Origin of the sequence: Marinagarivorans algicola (genome assembly GCF_001292705.1) — a bacterium.
Classification (GTDB): Bacteria; Pseudomonadota; Gammaproteobacteria; order Pseudomonadales; family Cellvibrionaceae; genus Marinagarivorans; species Marinagarivorans algicola.
Map to the genome: position 1 here is coordinate 1 of NZ_LGAK01000019.1, position 17,197 is coordinate 17,197.

Below are 17,197 nucleotides of genomic sequence, written 5' to 3' on the forward strand. Positions count from 1 at the left end.
CAGCGCATCATGAGAGGATCATATTGATTCGTCCTATTGTAGCCGGCCTTTACCCCTCTAGCGGCATACATCATGCAATCTTGTAGCTCTATTGAAATAGGGCATTATTAAAGTCGCACAATACATTATAAAGGATGCAACATTGCTGTAGTAAAAGCAGGAAGTGGGAAGTTGCAAAACTGGCTTAAAGTCATATGGGATTAACCTTTAACAATAATATGCGGGTAGCGATAAAGGCATTAATGTTCGGTCAGTCATACATTAATAGCTTACTAGCGCATACATAAGTGAGAACTACTTAGCAGCCTTATGACTTTGGTGTGTAATTGGTTGACATAAGAGGCGCGAATTATTAGCTTTAGCTGCATAAATGCAAACGTATTTTTCATTGCATTTGCAATGTTTCACCCCAAATATATTATTTTTAGAGTCCCAACTTCGGTTGGAGAGGACTACCCATGAAGCTAAAATACTTCGTCATAGCCTGCAGCTTAATATTGCTGGCGGCGTGCTCGGCAGAACCCGATGAAAGCTCAAACGGTGGTACGGCGTCGAGCCAAATACCGCAGAGTTCTTCTCAAACTACCTCATCTTCACCGGCTGCACTTGACGGTGCTGCCATTTACGATGCGCAGTGTAAGGTGTGTCATGGTGCCAATGGCACCGACGGGTTCTTCCCGCTAAATAACGATACCTTAAGCTTTGAGCAAATGGTGATCGAAACACGCGATACGATGCCCGATAAAAAACCCGAAGAGTGTGACGAAGCTTGTGCCCGTGCGGTTACAGCCTACATCAAAAATGACTTGTTAGCAGGCGTGACAACGCCGTCATCGAGCCAAGGGCAAAGCTCTTCAGCCGCGACGGTTGATCCAAGCATGCTAACGGGTAAACAGCTGTATGAGATTGACCTAGGTGATGGTTCTTGCGCGTCGTGTCATGGCCTTGATGGCGAAGGCATTGATAGCCGGGGTGGTTCACTGCTTGAACAAGAGTGTGAGTCTTGTCAGGTATCGCCGTCTAATTTGATTGCTGAGGTTGAAGCGACTATGCCTTTGCGCTCAGCGCATTTGTGTGTGGGTGAGTGTGCGACCAAGGTATCACAATATATTTACGAAACGTTTGCGAAAAAGACATGGGCTATTAGCGCATGTACTAATGAAATTAACAAAGCATCGCCGATGCGCCGACTCAATAAAGGCGATATTGCCAACGCGGTGCAAGATGTCTTTGGCACCGGCGCAACCGAAATAAAAGCGGCTTTGCCTAATGAGCAAGAAGTGATTGGTGGTTTTGCGACGGTCGGTAGTGCACTAACAACCTCAACCGATTGGACAAGCGCTTTGGTTAATGGTGCAATCGATGCGGCGGATACAATTGTCGACAGTGGCGCTTTTCCTCAATGTAACGGTGCGGAACCTTCTATGGTCGACACTGGCCCTAAGTTGGGCGAATGCTCAACCACGCCACAGTGCCAACAAATGTATGCCGGAGCCACAGATTGCAGCAATAGCCAAGGTGGCGTGTGCTTATGCGGTAATGGGCTGTGCTCTGCCAGTGGTGGTACACCGTCTACAGGTGCTTGTTTTGATGAGGCTTTAGCCACGGCGGGTAAGTTGTTGTTCCGTCGCACGCTAAGTGCCCCTGAAATGACGCGCTTTAAAACGATCCGTGACAATATCCGCAGCAAAACAGGCTCTGAAGCCGATGGCCATAAAGCGGTGGTCGTTGCACTATTGAGCTCACCTAAGTTTGTGTTTTCTTTGGCGGCCGATAAAAAGACGGCGGCGCGGGCTTTAACGGGCAGTGAATTAGCAGATCGCTTAGCGTTAACATTGTGGGGTTCGGTGCCCGATGAAACGCTCATTGATGTGGCGAGTCGCAACGAGCTTAAAGGTGCGCAACTGGATGCACAAATTGATCGCATGATTGCGGATGCGCGTTTTGATCGCTTTGCAGAATTTTTTGGTGATGCTTGGTTAGGGTTGGACGGTTACTTGATAAAAGGTGCCGATGTGAATAAAACCGACGCTCAGTGGCGCGCATTATTGGCCGATATGAAAACCGAGACGCGTACCTTTTTACAGCACATTATTAAAAATAACCTTCCGGTTAATGAAATTTATACGGCTGAATACTCTTTTTTGAATGCACGCTTAAAAGAGCATTATGGTTTTACCGTTAGCGGTAATAACACGAAATTTGTAAAAACCAATTACCCTAATAACAGCTCGCGTCGCGGTTTGATGACTCAAGCGGCTATTTTGGCAAAGGCCTTTGACGGCTCAAAAACATCGGTTGTTAAGCGCGGTGTATTACCGCTAGAAGCCTTTACATGTACTGCACCTAGGCCACCGACAGATAATGCCGATGTAGAAGAGGCCATTAATGAGCAAGCTAACTCTAATGCCACCGAAAAATCTAAAGTTGCCGATCGCGCCAGCAAAAATGCTTGTGCCAGCTGCCATGCTGTGATCGACCCACTCGGTTGGGTATTTACCGAATACGGTAATGCCGGTGAATCGGTCAACTTAGATCCTGATGGTGACGCGTTAAATACCTCGGGTTCGCTGTATAACCAAAACTTTGCTAATGCACACGGCATGGTCGACATCGTGGTAGAGGAAGATAAGTTTGCAAGCTGTTTTTCGAATAAGTTCTTGATTCATTCGTTAGGTCGTAAGGTGAGCTATACCAGTAGCTTCGAAGACCAATGCGCGATTGACCAAGCCATTAAATCTGTAACGGTAGATGGCAATGTGGGTGCACGTGATTTAATCAAATCACTACTGCGCAGCAATATTGCTACCCTGACCGGTACCGTTGAAGACCTTTAACCTGCGAAGAAGAGCCTTAATTATGAAACGTGATCTTAACCGCCGTACGTTTTTGCGCTCTAGCGCAACCGGCATTAGCACAGCTGTTGGCCTTCCATTACTGGAAGCTATGTTTAACTCATCTAGCGCCTTTGCTGATGCGCCAGGTAAGTATCCACGGTTTTTTGCGATGTATGTGCCTAACGGTATTATCGAAGAAAAGTGGTTTCCAAGACGTAATAGCAAAACAGACTTTAACCTTGCGGCCTCTTCATTAAAGAAATTCGATGAATACGGCCTTAAAAATGACATCAGCCTTTATCGCGGCATGCAAAACGTGTGTCGCTCTGATGGCAGTAACGGCAATGCGCATATGATTGGCATTTCGAGCTGGCTTACGGGTGTAGGCATCAAAAAAGATTCATCACAAACCCATCGCCCATCACTCGATCAAGAGCTTGCCGATGCTATGCAGGCCGAATATGGACGCACTAAAGTGCACTCGTTACAATTGGCCGGTAATTCGGAACTCGATAAACCCAATAATAACAATTATTTCAACCCGCAAAAAAATGCTTTGAACTGGGGCTCAAATAACCGTTTATTACCACTCAAGTCAGCGCTTAAAAATGAGTTTGATAAGTTGTACGCCGGTGGTGGCTCAACCCCAGGTGCGGGTGTAGATCGTCGCTTCGAGACCAAAATTAGTGTTCTAGATGACATCAAAGAAGATCGCCAGGCAATGCTTAAGCAATTGGGCGCCTCTGACCGTGCACGCTTAGATCAATACTTTGAAAGCTTGCGTGACTTAGAAGAAAGCCTGAATGCGCAAATTGATATTGGTGACAATACGCAAGAATGTGCTCAGCCGGCAGGTGTTAATAATATACCTAACCCGACTAATGGTGCGCGCAACAACCGTTTTGGTGATCATGCGCGTATCGCCGCTAAGATCACAGCGCAAGCGTTTGCCTGCGGGCTAACGCATGCTGTGACTTACTGTACCCAAGGTGAGGCTGCAGGGTGTCACTATGAAGATATCGGTATTAATACGCATTTCCATAACAGTATTAGTCACAATCGTGGTGGCCGCCTGAATGATTGGGTCAAGATTGACACCTTCCATGCCGACTTGTGTGCTGAATTTATGTACCAAATGAAAAACACACCACACGGTACGGGTACTTTGCTCGATGGTACGGGCATTCTATTTGGCTCGGGCCTAGGAAATGGGACTAACCACTCACATGATGATTTAGCATTAATGGTAGGTGGGCATTTTGGCAATTGGAAGCACGGTAATTATCATACCTTTAATGGTAATCGTAGCCACGGTGATTTGGTCGATACCCTTCGTGCCGAAATGGGATTACCTGATTTAGGTAAAAATAAAGTGCCTATTCAGTAGTGATAGATCAGTAACCTTTTGGTTAGTTAAGTGAACACAAAAACGGGCTCCTAGGGCCCGTTTTTGTGTTTTATCGGGGGTGCTTATCAAGCTGCTAGCTGCGTTAATATCAGCTGCCAGCCAAGGCTAAAGATGAAGCCATGAGAGGCTTAAGGCGGTTTATTAGGGGGTGCGGTATAAGCGATGAAAAGCCACCAGGCTACCGGCAATGCTGACATTCAGTGATTCAACGTCATTGGCCATGGGAATGCCCAAGGTGTGTTGGCAGGTTTTGATGATCTGCGCGCTTACCCCGTGAGTTTCGTTGCCTAAAACATAAATATTGCGGCCTGTTAAGGGTAAATTTTGCAGTGTATATTCGCCGCCGCCGGCGAGTGCAAAGGCTTGGGCGCCGCTGTTTTGTAAGCGTTCGATGGCGTCGTTTAAATCGGGGCAACGAATAATATTGGCTTTAAATAAGGTACCAGCACTGGCTTTTATCACTAAAGCGTCCAGCTTGGCGCAGCCTTGTTCGGGGAGTAAAAGTGCGGTGCACGGTGAAGCGCATACGGAGCGAATAATCATACCGAGATTTTGCGGATTGGTGACGGCATCTACGGCAATAATATCAAAATGCTCGGGTAAATGATGTTCAAACTCGCTCAGTGTTTGAAAACCTTGGCACTGAATATCTAAGGCCACCCCTTGATCTTGTTTGCTGTTTTTTGAAATGCGACTGAGGGCCGCGCGCGAGTGGTAAAGGACGTCGGCGCCTTTGTCTTTGGCTTGCTCGATCATGGTGTTAATGAGGCCTGCGGGCTTATTGCTGTCGGCAAGGTGCAGGCGGTAGGGTGCAATGGTATTTTGCTCTAGAGCTTCGGCGACCGGTTTACGACCGTAAATGGTTAAAATTTTGGCAAAGGCGGCTTTTTTTTGTAAATACTTGGCGCTGTCTTGTTTAGGGTTATTGTTGTACTTTGGGTTCTCACTCATGCGCAAATATCCAAGTAGGCTTTTAAGGTGTGCTCAATACCCATTAATAGGGAGTCTACGGTAAAGGCGTGGCCTATCGAAACCTCTGCTAAATGTGGCACTTGTTTAAACATGGGCATGTTGTTTAAATTTAAGTCGTGTCCAGCGTTAACTCCCAGGCCTAAGGCATGCGCGGCTTTTGCTGCTTGCTGGTAGGTTTCGAGCAGGCTATTTAGGGTTGTGCTTTGTGCTTGGTGGGCGGCGGCAAAAGGCCCTGTGTATAGCTCTATGCGGTCACCACCGATATCCGCACACAAGGCGATTTGTTCAATCACCGGGTCCATAAACAAGCTGCTGCGCACCGAGAGGGCTTTTAGCTTGGCGACAATAGGTTGTATTTGCTGGCGGTGCTGCGTTAGATCAAAGCCATGATCCGAGGTGAGCTGGCTGTCACTGTCGGGTACTAAGGTACACTGATGTGGACGCGTGTGTTCTACCAAGGCTAAAAGCCCTGGGTAGTCACCTTGGGCGGGAGCAAACGGGTTACCCTCAATGTTAAATTCGGTACCAGGGTAGTCGCTGACCAATGTGCGTAAGGCGTGAATATCGTGCGGTCGGATATGGCGGCCATCGGGGCGCGGGTGCACGGTTAAGCCTTGGGCACCGCCGTCTAGGCAGCGTTTGCCAAAGTCGACCACATTGGGGTAGTTACCCTCGCGAGAGTTACGGATAAGGGCAATTTTGTTTAAATTCACCGAAAGGGCGATGGTCATTGATAACAACCTATAATCTGTGTGTGTATAAATACAAAAACGTATGGGTAACAACCCATACGGTGAGTAGCCCTGCAAGGCTTTATTGCTTACTTAGAGGGGGGCGGTAGCGGCGTGTCAAAAACCAAAGGTGCGCGTGGCTTGAGACGCTTAGCCGAGGTAATTATCACGGAGGCGTTCGGTGCGTTGCGATAGCCCAGTTGTGCATGCTGACCTTGCGGTAGTTGAGTGATTTTAGGCGCGACCTCTTGGCCTTCTATAACGGTGCCAAACACGGTGTAACCGGGTTGGCCGTTGCGGGCGTTTAAATTAGCATTGTTAGCCACATTAATATAAAACTGCGACGATGCACTATCGGGTGCGCTGGTGCGCGCCATTGCTACCGAGCCCTTAATATTGGGTAGCCCGCCAACCGATTCATTCACGACCGTACCTAATGGCTCTTTGCGGATAAAGCCTTCATTAAAACCACCTGTCTGTGCCATAAAATTAGGAATGACCCGATGAAAAATAATATTGTCATAAAAGCCAGCGTCGACATGTTTTAAAAACAACGCGACAGTTTTTGGGGCATAGTTTGGGTGTAGCTGTATCACAATGGTGCCCTGGTTAGTGATCAATTCAATAACAGGCTCGCTTGGCTGCTGTTTACATGCGAGTAAGCTGGTGCTGCTCAAGGCCAATACGGCGGTAATACTTAGGGCTTTGGCGGTTTTTTGGAGTAATGTGCGGCGTAAAAGCATCAAAAATATCCTTCGTTATTTTTATCGGTTTTATCGGTGATCGCGTTATAAAATTTGATTACTGTGGCGTTTAGGTGGGCGCAATGCAGGAATAATGAGCGTGAGTACTACGCCGGCAATGATTAATAAAAAGGCGTAAATCCAGTGTTTCACAGTTTGGTCGCTACGCAGCATGTCGTTTTCGGCTTTTAAAGCGTCTTGTTGAGTCATTAGCACCTCGTGTTCAGCCAGCAAGTTGCGGTAGCGTGTATTGAGGTTGACAGCATCTTCTGACAGCATTTTAAGGTTTTGAAAGCGCGCACTTAAATCGGCAAATTGCTTATCAGTACTGCCGCTATTTTTTTGTAAATCACGGTGTTGCGATTGCAATTGGTTAAGTAATGCGGTGTATTTAACCAGCTGTTCTTCGGCTGCCCTTTGAGCACTTAACGCAGCATTTAGCTGCATTTTTGCGGTGGGCCCATTTAAAATATATTGTTTGCGCATCCAGCCTTGCGTGCCCCCTGGCAATTGTATTTTTGCCCAATCACCCGGCGGGCTCTCTAAGATAATCAGCTTAGTCCCACTGCGGATGCGGCTATTGGTAATGCGAAAGTCGTTGCCCGCACCCGAGCGAAGCGGCACAAAAAAATTATCGGTCACGTAGTTATCGACGGCCTGGCTATTGAGGCTTACAGCGCTTAACATCAAAGTGCACAGTGCAAATAGGGTGCTTTTTAGTGGTGGTATCATGTGTGTTCCTAAAGGGTTGAGCGTTTATGGCAACACTTGTTTAAAAGGCTTAACCGTGACTTTAGCGTAAACACCTGCGCTCACATAAGGGTCGGCATTAGCCCATTGTTGCGCAGCTTGTAAAGACTCAAACTCAGCCACCACTAAGCTCCCCGTAAAAGCGGGCTCGGCATCGACCGCATCAGAGGCCGGATGCGGGCCAGCCAGCAATAGGCGTTGCTGTGCGTTCAGCGTCTCTAGGCGGGCTAAATGTGCTGGGCGTGCACCTTGTCGCAAAGGTAAACTATTGGCAACGTCTTCACTAATAATGGCGTAATACATAGGTATCCTTAATGGTGTATCTTAATTTTGCTGTGTCAGTGTTGTGGTCACTATGATAGCGATACTGTTTTTGGCAGTGCAAGTCGCAAAAATACTTTATCAGCCCTTAGCGTTCGGGGTATCGGCATCACGTAATAGCCACAGTGTATGTGTGTCGTTTTGGTATTTATTCGGTGTGCTATGACTTTGGTTCATCGGGGTTGATGAGTATGTCATCTAGGCCTAAGCCAGTGTGTTTTTTGATTTGGCTAAATAAATAAAACATCGCAATAAAAAATACGATCAGTGTGGGTACAGTAATGACAGGGAAGCTCATGGCGGTCATTTTACCTAGTTCGGCATTAAACGCTTCGCTACCCGGTTCGCTCACAAGGAGGTATTTGGCTAAAAAATAGTTTAAAAAAGACGATAAAAAGAATGAGCTAGCGAGCATAAGAGAAGCGTTGGTCAAGGTGCGCTCAAAGCGTGCTTGGCTTTGGCGTTGTTCTAGTGCATGTTGAATTTTATCGACGTGCATCATTTTGGGGTTGAGCATAAATGTTTTGACCAGCGGATAACGCGTTTTTAGCGAGCCTAACACGGCTAGCCCAAATAATGCCGGAATGGCCGCTTCTTTGATGGCAATGTATTGCGGTGGCAGTTTGAGTAGCGTCATGCCGCCTGTTAGCATGACACTGACAACGCCTAGCGCAGAAAAAAAGTTAAGCTTACGTGTTTTAAGGTAATCTAGTAGGCCATAACCCACCGGAAAAGCGAGCGCCAGCACTAACGCTATTGTCGGCCCCAATTTATCTTCACCGCTAAGCTTCATTAAGATCAGCGTGGGAATCAATACATTCACAATAATATTGACCCACATGTTCTCTTTAGGCGCTTGTGCCTGAGGGGGGGGAGGGGGTGGCGTAGCATCACCTTGCGCATTGCCCAGCTGAGCGCTATGAGGCTCAGAGCGGCTAGGTTGAGAGCCACTAGGTTGATTCGATTGAGAGGTGTTAGATTGAGAGTTGGGAGAAGCGTCGGTCATTATTGGCTCGTAAGCGCCTATATTAAGGCGAAGTTATTCGTGATATTGAGGATTTATTGGTGATTGCAGACTTACACACCCATAGCACCGCGTCAGATGGTATTTTACGGCCCTCTGAGCTGGTGTCGAGAGCAAAATTGCATGGCGTTGATTTACTAGCCCTTACTGACCACGATACTTTGGCTGGGTTCGCTGAGGCACAGGTCGCTGCGGCGAGTGAAGGCATTCGTTTAGTGAGTGGCTTAGAGTTATCAACGCTGTGGCACGGCCGCAGCATTCACATTGTGGGCCTAAATGTTGATGTTGCAAACCCTCAATTGCTAGCGGCCATCGCCAGCCAAGCGTCGGTACGACAAAAGCGCGCGGTAATTATTGGCGAGCGCTTAGAAAAAGCAGGTTTCAAAGGGGCTTATGAGGGTGCCAAGGCTTGTGCGGGCGAAGCTGAAATAGGACGCCCACACTTTGGACATTTTATGGTTGAAGCGGGTTATGTCAAGTCGATTGATCAGGCGTTTAAGCGTTATTTGGGCGCAGGTAAAATTGGTGACGTCAAACAAGATTGGCCCGAAGTGAGCCAAGCTGTGGGCTGGATTAAGGCCGCAGGTGGGCGAGCGGTGGTAGCGCACCCTGTAAAATACAAGTTAACACGTACTAAATTGCGCGAACTCCTTAAAGACTTTAAAAGTTATGGCGGTGATGCCATTGAGGTAATTAGCGGCTTGCAAACACCGAATATCACGCGCGATTTAACCTTATTGTGCAAGCAATTTGAGCTTATGGCCAGTTGCGGTAGCGACTTTCATACGCCGGCTGCTGGCTGGCAAGCACTCGGGAGTTTTGGCAAACTAGCCCCCGAACTCACGCCAGTATGGCATGATTGGGCACAAGCGAGCTAACCGCAGCAGTGCTCAAACCAAAAAGCATACAAAGGCTGCATATTGTTTATTAAGTAGGCGACTATGACAAAAATATTGACGATCCACCCCGAAAACCCACAGCAGCGCTTAATTGACCAAGCCGTAGAGGTTATACGTAAAGGGGGGCTTATCGCCTACCCTACTGATTCTGCCTATGCATTGGGTTGCCATATTGGTGATAAAATGGCGCTTGATCGCATCCGTGCTATTAGGCAGCTCGATAAGCATAAAAATTTCACTTTAATGTGCCGTGATTTATCGGAACTTGCGACCTACGCCAAAGTAAATAATAGTGACTTCAGGCTGCTCAAGAGCCATACGCCAGGTGCGTATACGTTTATTCTGAATGCCACGCCAGAAGTGCCTCGTCGCTTAATGCACCCTAAGCGTAAGACTATTGGTATGCGGGTACCGAATAACCCCATTGCTTTGGCTATTATGAGCACACTGGGTGAACCGTTGATGTCAAGCTCGTTAATTTTACCGGGCGATAGCGCGCCTTTAACTGAGCCGTATGACATTAAAGAGGCTTTAGATCATCAGATTGAGCTTGTTATTGATGGCGGCTTTTGTGGTTTTGATGCCACCAGTGTGATCGATATGACCGGCGATGAACCCGATATTATGCGTCGGGGTTGCGGTGATGTCAGCGCCTTTGAAAGCTAACCAGTGCTCGTGCTGAACCAGCCAGAGTGCGCATCGCCCCGTATTTAACCATTAATATTTGCAATAAAAAATACTCCTATGAGCAATTACAACGCACAAGATATTGAAGTGTTAACAGGCTTAGATCCTGTTAAAAAACGCCCAGGTATGTATACCGATACACAGCGCCCCAATCACCTAGCTCAAGAAGTGATCGACAATAGTGTGGATGAGGCACTAGCCGGTCATGCAACGAGTATCGACGTGGTACTGCATAAAAATCACTCGCTCACTGTGTCTGATGATGGCCGTGGTATGCCTGTTGATATTCACCCCGAGCAAGGCCTGCCAGGGGTAGAGGTGATACTTTCTACTTTGCATGCTGGTGGTAAGTTTTCGAATAAAAACTATCAGTTTTCGGGCGGTTTGCACGGCGTGGGTATTTCGGTAGTGAATGCCCTAACCGATCAGTTATTAGTTGAAATTAAACGCGATGGCCAAGTGCATCAAATTACTTTTAGCAATGGTGAAAAAACCAGTGATTTGACGGTGGTCGGTACCTGCGGTAAGCGCAATACTGGCACTAAAGTCACGTTTTTACCTAACCCGACTTACTTTGATAGCCCTAAGTTTTCGGTGTCGCGTATGCGCCATGTATTGCGCGCTAAGGCGGTTTTATGCCCCGGGCTGAAAGTCACATTCAAAGATGAAGCAAGTGGTGACAAAGACGAATGGTACTACGAAGACGGCCTTAAAGACTATTTAGCCGCGACCACTCAAGGCTTTGAATGTGTACCGGCCTCGCCTTTTGTCGGTCAATTCACGGGTAAAACCGAAGCGGTAGATTGGGCTGTACAATGGTTATTAGAAGGGGGGGAATGTGTTCAAGAAAGCTATGTGAATTTGATTCCTACTGCCCAAGGCGGTACTCATGTGAACGGTTTGCGTACTGGCCTGCTCGATGCGATGCGAGAATTTTGTGAAATACGTACGCTATTGCCTAGGGGGGTCAAGCTTGCGCCAGATGATATTTGGACCGGCTGTGCTTTTGTCTTGTCGTCTAAATTAGCCGATCCGCAGTTTTCCGGTCAAACCAAAGAGCGTTTATCATCACGTGAGGCAGCGGCATTTGTTGCCGGCGTTGCTAAAGATGCCTTTAGTTTGTGGTTGAATCAGCATACCGGCGAAGCTGATCAGTTGGCTGAGTTTTGTATTAATAATGCCCAAAAGCGTGTGCGTAGCGCTAAAAAAGTGGCCCGTAAAAAAATTACCCAAGGCCCAGCCTTACCCGGTAAATTGGCTGATTGCTCGAGTGATGATCCTGTGCGTGGTGAGCTATTTTTGGTCGAAGGGGACTCTGCTGGTGGTAGCGCCAAACAGGCGCGCGATCGCGAAAATCAAGCCATTATGCCGCTGCGCGGTAAAATTTTAAATACTTGGGAGGTTGATAGCCAAGAAGTACTCGCTAGCCAAGAGGTGCACGATATATCGGTGGCGCTGGGCATTGACCCTGGCAATCCTAATATATCGGCATTGCGGTATCACAAAATTTGTATTTTGGCCGATGCGGATTCAGACGGTTTACACATTGCCACGTTATTATGCGCGTTGTTTTTTCAGCACTTTCCCGCCTTGGTTAAGGCAGGGCATGTTTATGTGGCTATGCCACCTTTGTATCGTATTGATATTGGCCAAGATGTGTATTACGCCTTAGATGAAAGTGAAAAGCAGGGCATTTTAGATCGTATTGTGGCCGAAAAGAAAAAGGGTAAGGTCAATGTGCAGCGCTTTAAAGGGCTGGGTGAAATGAACCCATTGCAATTGCGCGAAACCACGATGAGCGCTGATACACGTCGATTGGTGCAGCTAAGTGCTGACGACGACTATGAAGCCCGTCAAATGCTGGACATGCTGCTCGCCAAAAAACGCGCTTCTGATCGAAAAGCGTGGCTAGAGGGTAAAGGTGATTTGGCCGAAGTGGCCAGTTAGTATGCCTTTTGTCGATTTAACTAAAAGCCTATAAAGTTTAACCATAATATTATAAATTCTTTACCATAAGCTTATAAAAAGGCGTATAGTCCGAGCTAAACCGCTCGGATATCGCCTGAAAATGAGAAACCCTGCGCGAAAGCTCAAAAAATCACGTGTTAAAAACATAGTCCGCTTTCCCACGATCAAGGCGAATGGCGGAAAAACGATTCTTGTCGAATCGCTTCTTGAGTCCCACTACTGTATTCACCTGGAATTTGATCCTAATGTAGCGACCTACTTTCCTCAGCCAAGAACGTTCCAGATTCCCGGTGAGGATGGAGAGTCGACCTACACGCCGGATTTCGAAGTCCATTCTGTTGGCGGTGATCGTTGTTACGTGGAGGTTAAACCGCTAAAGCGATCTTTATCGGAGCATTATTGCCAGCTTTTTGATCGTTTCGAATCCGCTCTGGTTAATACCAATTACACATTTCTATTGGTTGACGAGCTGGAGGTATATCAGCAGCCACTTTTTTCCAATTATGAAAAGCTGTATCGATATCGAAAGCGCCCTTCGCTAGACATGAGAAACCTCCATCGCTGTGCTGCATCAATTCTTGGTCCGGTACCACTCTCTTGGCTAATCGCCAAATTAGATAATCGAGTTTCACTAAGGGAGATTTATTCCTGGATTGCATTGGGGTATTTGAGCTTCGATATCGCAGCAATTTCGCTGGATATGACCACAGAGGTTACATTTCATGTTGACTGAGTTATGGGTTGAAGGTGTTATCGTTGAATTTAAAGATGGAATGCCGTGTGAAAGAGCCATTATCCGGCAGGTAGGTAAAAGTGAAATAGTACTCGCAAATATTTTAAACGGTACGATATGCAGGATGGAGCGAACTGCTCTTGATGAAATGAAGGAAGCCGGAGGTACCAAGTTCCTGGCAGAGTCTCGTGACTTTGGTGATTTGAAATTCTTTGACCTTTCTGAGGTTGAGCAACTTGAGGTAAACCGTCGATATAAATATATAAAGGTTCTTCTCGAAAAAGGAATTAGCAAGATAACCGAGAAAAGTGCCGTAGCGATAATTCGGGATACGGCGAATGTGCTGGGAGAAAAACCTCCACACTGGCAATCGGTAAGAGGTTGGCATCGTAATTACATTGAGGCGGGAGAGAGGCTTCGTGGCCTCTACCCAAAGCACCGATTTAAAGGGCGTCGCGAAGCAAGGCTGGATAGTCGTGTAATCGACATTATCCAAAAGGAGGCCAAGTCATTTTTTAAACAGAGTCAGCCGACGATGGCCTCCATCGAAAGAAATATAGAGGCAAAAATAATAGCCCATAATTTGGATCATCCAAATGATCTATTGGAGATGCCTTCGTATTTAACGATCCAGCGCCGGGTATTAAATGCGTCTTATCAGGTTAAGCAAAAATCCAGAATAGGAGTTCGAGCTTTTCAGGCTGAACTTGCGAAAGCTGAAAGTGGTATAAAAACAAGCCGGATATTAGAACGAGTTGAAATTGATCATACCTTGCTCGATATCCATGTTCTCCATGATGACCATAAAACCTTATTGGGCAGGCCAAACATAACAGTCTTAATTGACCACTATTCACATATGGTTCTTGGTTTTCAGCTTTCTTTCGAAAAACCTTCTTTTGCCTCTGTTTGCATGGCGTGTATGAATGCTTTTTTACCGAAAGAGACCTTTTTAGAAGATATGGATTGTGGTGCTTCCTGGCCGGCTCATGGGATTCCGGAGACGCTTGTGACCGATAATGGCAATGAGTTTTGGGGGAAAGATTTTATTGCTATCGCTGACGAGATTGGTTCAATTTTTCAGTATTGTCCGATTAGAAAGGGTAATTACAAAAGCAGGGTGGAACGTTTTTTTGGGATAGTAAATTCCCTGGTGCTCGATGATTTGCCGGGTGTGGTTCGCAAACCGGGAAAATGTGGAGAAAGTTACGATGCCCGGCAGGAAGCCAAAATGACATACACAGAGTTCAAGCAGTACTTTATTACTTGGTTGACGGAGGTGTATCACAATATGCCACTTGATGATACCGGTATGACACCCAATGAGCTGTGGAGTACATCGGAAGAAGAATTACCTGTGCCGGTGGAAGATGAAGTGGAGTTAACGCCCATACTGATGGCTACCGATACACGAGAACTCAGCAAGGGTGGAATAAGAATTTTCGTATTGGATTACAACTCATCCATATTGAGAGATTTGTACCGGCGAGATGGGCCAAGTACGGTCACCATAAAATATAACAAATTTGACATAGGATATATTCTGGTTCTGGATTCTGTAAACAATGTTTATCTGAAAATTAATTGCGATAATTATTCTTATGCATCGGGCTTGTCGGAGTTTGAACACAACAAGATACGTGCGGAAGTGAAGAAAACTGGCAAGTCAAAGCTGGAAAATTCTGATCTACAAAGAGCGAAGGTTAAACTGGCAAAAGAACGTGAAAATGTCCATGCAAGAAATGGCAGGAGGAGGATACAAACAACCACATCGAATGCGGCCAGATCAGAGAAGGTGGGTGTGAATGATATCAAGCTTGTTATCGATAATTCGAAAAAAGTTGTGCATTTGGATGATGATTCGGAAGAGGATGATATAAATCTGGATGGTTGGAGCGTAGACTAATGGAGAGTTCCTTTATTGAGCGGCCCTTTGTAAAGAATCCATTTATTTCAAACATGCTCGATCTTTTTGATTCGCTACGGTATAAAAAAAAGAATTTTGGCGTAGCTTCTTGCCTGTTACTTACCGGTGAGTCAGGAAGTGGGAAAAGCGAACTCGCGAAATACTATGTTAAAAACAACCCTATTAAAGAGCGGCCTGAGCGTACCCATATTCCGGTTTTGCATTTTGAGCTCAAGTCGATTTCCACTCCTCAAGAATTTCTTAGAGCGTTGCTTGTTGCCATAGGCGACCCTCAACAGGGCCTGGGTGCGCGAAATAAAGGTGAACTGTATGAACGCCTTATTCGGTTGCTCACAACTACCATGGTCGAACTTCTCATTCTTGATGAAGTACAAGTCATTATTGAGAGGCGTAGCGAGAAGGTGGTTACCGGAATCGCGGACCTTTTCAAGGATCTTATCAAAGATACAGAAATGCCTATTGTTTTCATGGGAATGCCGTGGAGTGAATATTTAGTGGATTCTAATCGTCAGCTCAGGGGACGAATTTCTTATAGGTATATCATTCCACCCTATCGTATTAGCACTAGGGAATATCGGGCTGATTATCGCCGGTTGCTAAAGCTACTTGCGAGCGCTTATGGGCTTTCGGGGAAAGTGAAAATTGATGACCTGTCATTTGCACTAAGATTTTTTAGCGCAACTAGCGGAAATCTCAGGGCGACAGCGAATTTAATCTGCGATGCTTATATGGCTTCCAAAATGAAAAACAAAAGCGTTGATAGAGATTTGTTTGCTAGCGTGCTAAAGGACTACGGTGTTCATGATGATTTTAATTCATTTGTTTTGCCTTTGGAAAAGATAGAGCTCAAGGAGCTCATCGTACATTCGGATTGGCACTTTGGGTATAGGGCGAATAAAAATGCCATCATTGATGCGGAGTATGCGGTTTTTGGTGTTACCAAAGATAAAAAGGTTTATTCAGCTAGTAGCGTTGCGTAGTAATAAGAGAATTGGGCGTGAAGTTACTTTATCGATCGGAGCAGTATGTTGATGAAAGTTTTTCTGGTTATTTAGCTCGTTTATCATATTGGAACGGGTTCAATAGCGAAAATATCTTTATATCTTGGCTGCATCGCATCTATAAAGAACTTTTTTACTGTTGTGAGATGAATAATGATGAGAGCTTGTTAGCTGAAATAAATAGAGAGCGTAATATTTCCAGGTGGCATAAGTGTAGGATTTCTCTAGAGGCAATTTTGGGGAGGTCTTTTAGTTGGTCTGAAATGAATCTGGGTGAAGCAACGAGGACGAATTTTAGGATAGCAGGGAAGATATGCTCATTGTGTTGGGATGAAACTCCGTATATGAGATTTTATTGGGAGGACAACCGATATACTGTGTGCCATAAACATGATGTTTTATTATTGCCAATGAGGAATATATCTTATAGCCCAAAGTTTAATATTGATAATTCTGTTGACAAATACGAAAAAATTAATCGAAAGAGCAACTGTGAAATTACACGAATATTTTTGAAGGGGCTACGTGGGCAGAATTGCAATAAAAATATTCTAAGGACTGAAAAATCGGTGGCTAGTAATGAATTTCATTTGTGGAAGCATGTGATACGATTTCTTAAGGAAAGATTTTTTATTTCATTCGAATTTGAAAATATTTTTGAATCGATTGATCGTGAAAGTTTATTCGGGCTTCCTGTTGTCGAGAGAATAGAAAAAGTGAGGAAGCTCCTAGTCTTTCAAAGGCCAGAATACGAGAAGTTAATTAATATCGTCATTATATTGTATGTGCGAAAGTCTGGCCTACTTTTTCCCAAATCTAAGAAGAATTGGGTGGCGTCAGAAGCATATTCGCTTAATCCGGTATTTTATTCATACATTTTTGGCGTTGGTCAGCATCTATTTGCAGGTGATGGTGGAAATTCCTCAAAAGTAATGCCGCCAATACCTTTTTTGAAGTTTTCAGATCGGATGTTATGTAAATTTATACTTGAATCATCAATATTGAGTCATTCTGATTTGTTGTCAATACAACATACAGGTAAGAACTTTAATACAGGGCGGTGTGAAGCTCTTGGGGTTTTTGATGATCAGGTGTATGACTATGGGTCCTATATCGAGGCGGCGGGTAACAATATATTTGACAGGAAGCTATGTCGAAGATCGGAGCTGCCTGAGTTGAGCTAAACAGAACGAGTC

The 17,197-nt window shown here is 45.7% G+C and carries 15 protein-coding genes; 9 read left to right on the plus strand and 6 right to left on the minus strand.

What is annotated here, in order from left to right:
• Nucleotides 1-458: 458 nt before the first annotated feature.
• Together AC438_RS07865 and AC438_RS07870 are read left to right on the plus strand one after the other, a co-directional pair.
• The gene (locus AC438_RS07865) at nucleotides 459-2,837 is read left to right on the plus strand and encodes a DUF1592 domain-containing protein (RefSeq protein WP_053980706.1); all 2,379 of its coding nucleotides are present in this window, start codon (nucleotides 459-461) and stop codon (nucleotides 2,835-2,837) included.
• A 22-nt stretch (nucleotides 2,838-2,859) separates the two neighbouring features.
• On the plus strand, nucleotides 2,860-4,224 hold the full coding sequence (locus AC438_RS07870) for a DUF1552 domain-containing protein (protein ID WP_053980707.1): 1,365 nt from the start codon (nucleotides 2,860-2,862) through the stop codon (nucleotides 4,222-4,224).
• 162 nt (nucleotides 4,225-4,386) lie between these two features.
• Here the strand turns inward: AC438_RS07870 and AC438_RS07875 are convergent, their stop codons facing one another.
• From AC438_RS07875 to AC438_RS07900, 6 genes are all read right to left on the minus strand, one after another.
• Entirely contained in the window at nucleotides 4,387-5,196 is an 810-nt protein-coding gene (locus AC438_RS07875) for a TrmH family RNA methyltransferase (protein ID WP_053980708.1), read from the minus strand.
• Nucleotides 5,193-5,948 (minus strand): pyridoxine 5'-phosphate synthase, encoded by a 756-nt coding sequence (locus tag AC438_RS07880; RefSeq protein ID WP_053980709.1) that lies wholly within the window; start codon nucleotides 5,946-5,948, stop codon nucleotides 5,193-5,195. The genes AC438_RS07875 and AC438_RS07880 overlap by 4 nt, the downstream gene beginning before the upstream one ends.
• An 89-nt stretch (nucleotides 5,949-6,037) precedes the next feature.
• Nucleotides 6,038-6,691 carry a peptidylprolyl isomerase gene (locus AC438_RS07885; RefSeq protein WP_053980710.1) on the minus strand — a complete coding sequence of 218 codons (654 nt, stop codon included), beginning with the start codon at nucleotides 6,689-6,691 and terminating at the stop codon, nucleotides 6,038-6,040.
• A 45-nt stretch (nucleotides 6,692-6,736) separates the two neighbouring features.
• Nucleotides 6,737-7,423: a TIGR04211 family SH3 domain-containing protein gene (locus AC438_RS07890; RefSeq protein ID WP_053980711.1), complete on the minus strand. Its 687-nt coding sequence runs from the start codon at nucleotides 7,421-7,423 to the stop codon at nucleotides 6,737-6,739.
• 24 nt (nucleotides 7,424-7,447) lie between these two features.
• Nucleotides 7,448-7,744, minus strand: coding sequence for a YciI family protein (locus AC438_RS07895; protein WP_053980712.1), 297 nt, complete (start codon nucleotides 7,742-7,744; stop codon nucleotides 7,448-7,450).
• Between the two features lie 178 nt (nucleotides 7,745-7,922).
• Entirely contained in the window at nucleotides 7,923-8,768 is an 846-nt protein-coding gene (locus AC438_RS07900; protein ID WP_238376349.1) for a VC0807 family protein, read from the minus strand.
• A 59-nt stretch (nucleotides 8,769-8,827) separates the two neighbouring features.
• Between AC438_RS07900 and AC438_RS07905 the strand changes: the two genes are divergently transcribed.
• The 7 genes from AC438_RS07905 (at nucleotide 8,828) to AC438_RS07935 (ending at nucleotide 17,185) form a co-directional block, all read left to right on the plus strand.
• Entirely contained in the window at nucleotides 8,828-9,664 is an 837-nt protein-coding gene (locus AC438_RS07905) for a PHP domain-containing protein (protein ID WP_338011123.1), read from the plus strand.
• A 63-nt stretch (nucleotides 9,665-9,727) separates the two neighbouring features.
• On the plus strand, nucleotides 9,728-10,351 hold the full coding sequence (locus AC438_RS07910) for an L-threonylcarbamoyladenylate synthase (protein WP_053980714.1): 624 nt from the start codon (nucleotides 9,728-9,730) through the stop codon (nucleotides 10,349-10,351).
• Nucleotides 10,352-10,429: 78 nt separating this feature from the next.
• Nucleotides 10,430-12,319, plus strand: coding sequence for a DNA topoisomerase IV subunit B (gene parE / locus AC438_RS07915; RefSeq protein WP_053980715.1), 1,890 nt, complete (start codon nucleotides 10,430-10,432; stop codon nucleotides 12,317-12,319).
• Nucleotides 12,320-12,440: 121 nt separating this feature from the next.
• Complete coding sequence (locus AC438_RS07920; protein ID WP_053980716.1) at nucleotides 12,441-13,073, plus strand: hypothetical protein; 633 nt, start codon at nucleotides 12,441-12,443, stop codon at nucleotides 13,071-13,073.
• Nucleotides 13,063-14,979, plus strand: a complete 1,917-nt coding sequence (locus AC438_RS07925; protein WP_053980717.1) for a Mu transposase C-terminal domain-containing protein — start codon at nucleotides 13,063-13,065, stop codon at nucleotides 14,977-14,979. Before AC438_RS07920 ends, AC438_RS07925 begins: the two co-directional genes overlap by 11 nt.
• Nucleotides 14,979-15,980, plus strand: coding sequence for a TniB family NTP-binding protein (locus AC438_RS07930; protein ID WP_053980718.1), 1,002 nt, complete (start codon nucleotides 14,979-14,981; stop codon nucleotides 15,978-15,980). Before AC438_RS07925 ends, AC438_RS07930 begins: the two co-directional genes overlap by 1 nt.
• A gap of 17 nt (nucleotides 15,981-15,997) precedes the next feature.
• Nucleotides 15,998-17,185: a TniQ family protein gene (locus tag AC438_RS07935; RefSeq protein ID WP_053980719.1), complete on the plus strand. Its 1,188-nt coding sequence runs from the start codon at nucleotides 15,998-16,000 to the stop codon at nucleotides 17,183-17,185.
• Nucleotides 17,186-17,197: the final 12 nt, after the last annotated feature.

Excerpts from the sequence above, each read along its gene's own strand:
- AC438_RS07890 (WP_053980711.1), bottom strand. The coding sequence starts at position 7,423 with ATGATACCACCACTAAAAAGCACCCTATTTGCACTGTGCACTTTGATG.
- AC438_RS07885 (WP_053980710.1), bottom strand. The coding sequence starts at position 6,691 with ATGCTTTTACGCCGCACATTACTCCAAAAAACCGCCAAAGCCCTAAGT.
- AC438_RS07900 (WP_238376349.1), bottom strand. The coding sequence starts at position 8,768 with ATGACCGACGCTTCTCCCAACTCTCAATCTAACACCTCTCAATCGAAT.
- AC438_RS07870 (WP_053980707.1), top strand. The coding sequence starts at position 2,860 with ATGAAACGTGATCTTAACCGCCGTACGTTTTTGCGCTCTAGCGCAACC.
- AC438_RS07925 (WP_053980717.1), top strand. The coding sequence starts at position 13,063 with ATGTTGACTGAGTTATGGGTTGAAGGTGTTATCGTTGAATTTAAAGAT.
- AC438_RS07880 (WP_053980709.1), bottom strand. The coding sequence starts at position 5,948 with ATGACCATCGCCCTTTCGGTGAATTTAAACAAAATTGCCCTTATCCGT.
- AC438_RS07910 (WP_053980714.1), top strand. The coding sequence starts at position 9,728 with ATGACAAAAATATTGACGATCCACCCCGAAAACCCACAGCAGCGCTTA.
- AC438_RS07920 (WP_053980716.1), top strand. The coding sequence starts at position 12,441 with ATGAGAAACCCTGCGCGAAAGCTCAAAAAATCACGTGTTAAAAACATA.
- AC438_RS07930 (WP_053980718.1), top strand. The coding sequence starts at position 14,979 with ATGGAGAGTTCCTTTATTGAGCGGCCCTTTGTAAAGAATCCATTTATT.
- AC438_RS07895 (WP_053980712.1), bottom strand. The coding sequence starts at position 7,744 with ATGTATTACGCCATTATTAGTGAAGACGTTGCCAATAGTTTACCTTTG.
- parE (WP_053980715.1), top strand. The coding sequence starts at position 10,430 with ATGAGCAATTACAACGCACAAGATATTGAAGTGTTAACAGGCTTAGAT.
- AC438_RS07875 (WP_053980708.1), bottom strand. The coding sequence starts at position 5,196 with ATGAGTGAGAACCCAAAGTACAACAATAACCCTAAACAAGACAGCGCC.
- AC438_RS07865 (WP_053980706.1), top strand. The coding sequence starts at position 459 with ATGAAGCTAAAATACTTCGTCATAGCCTGCAGCTTAATATTGCTGGCG.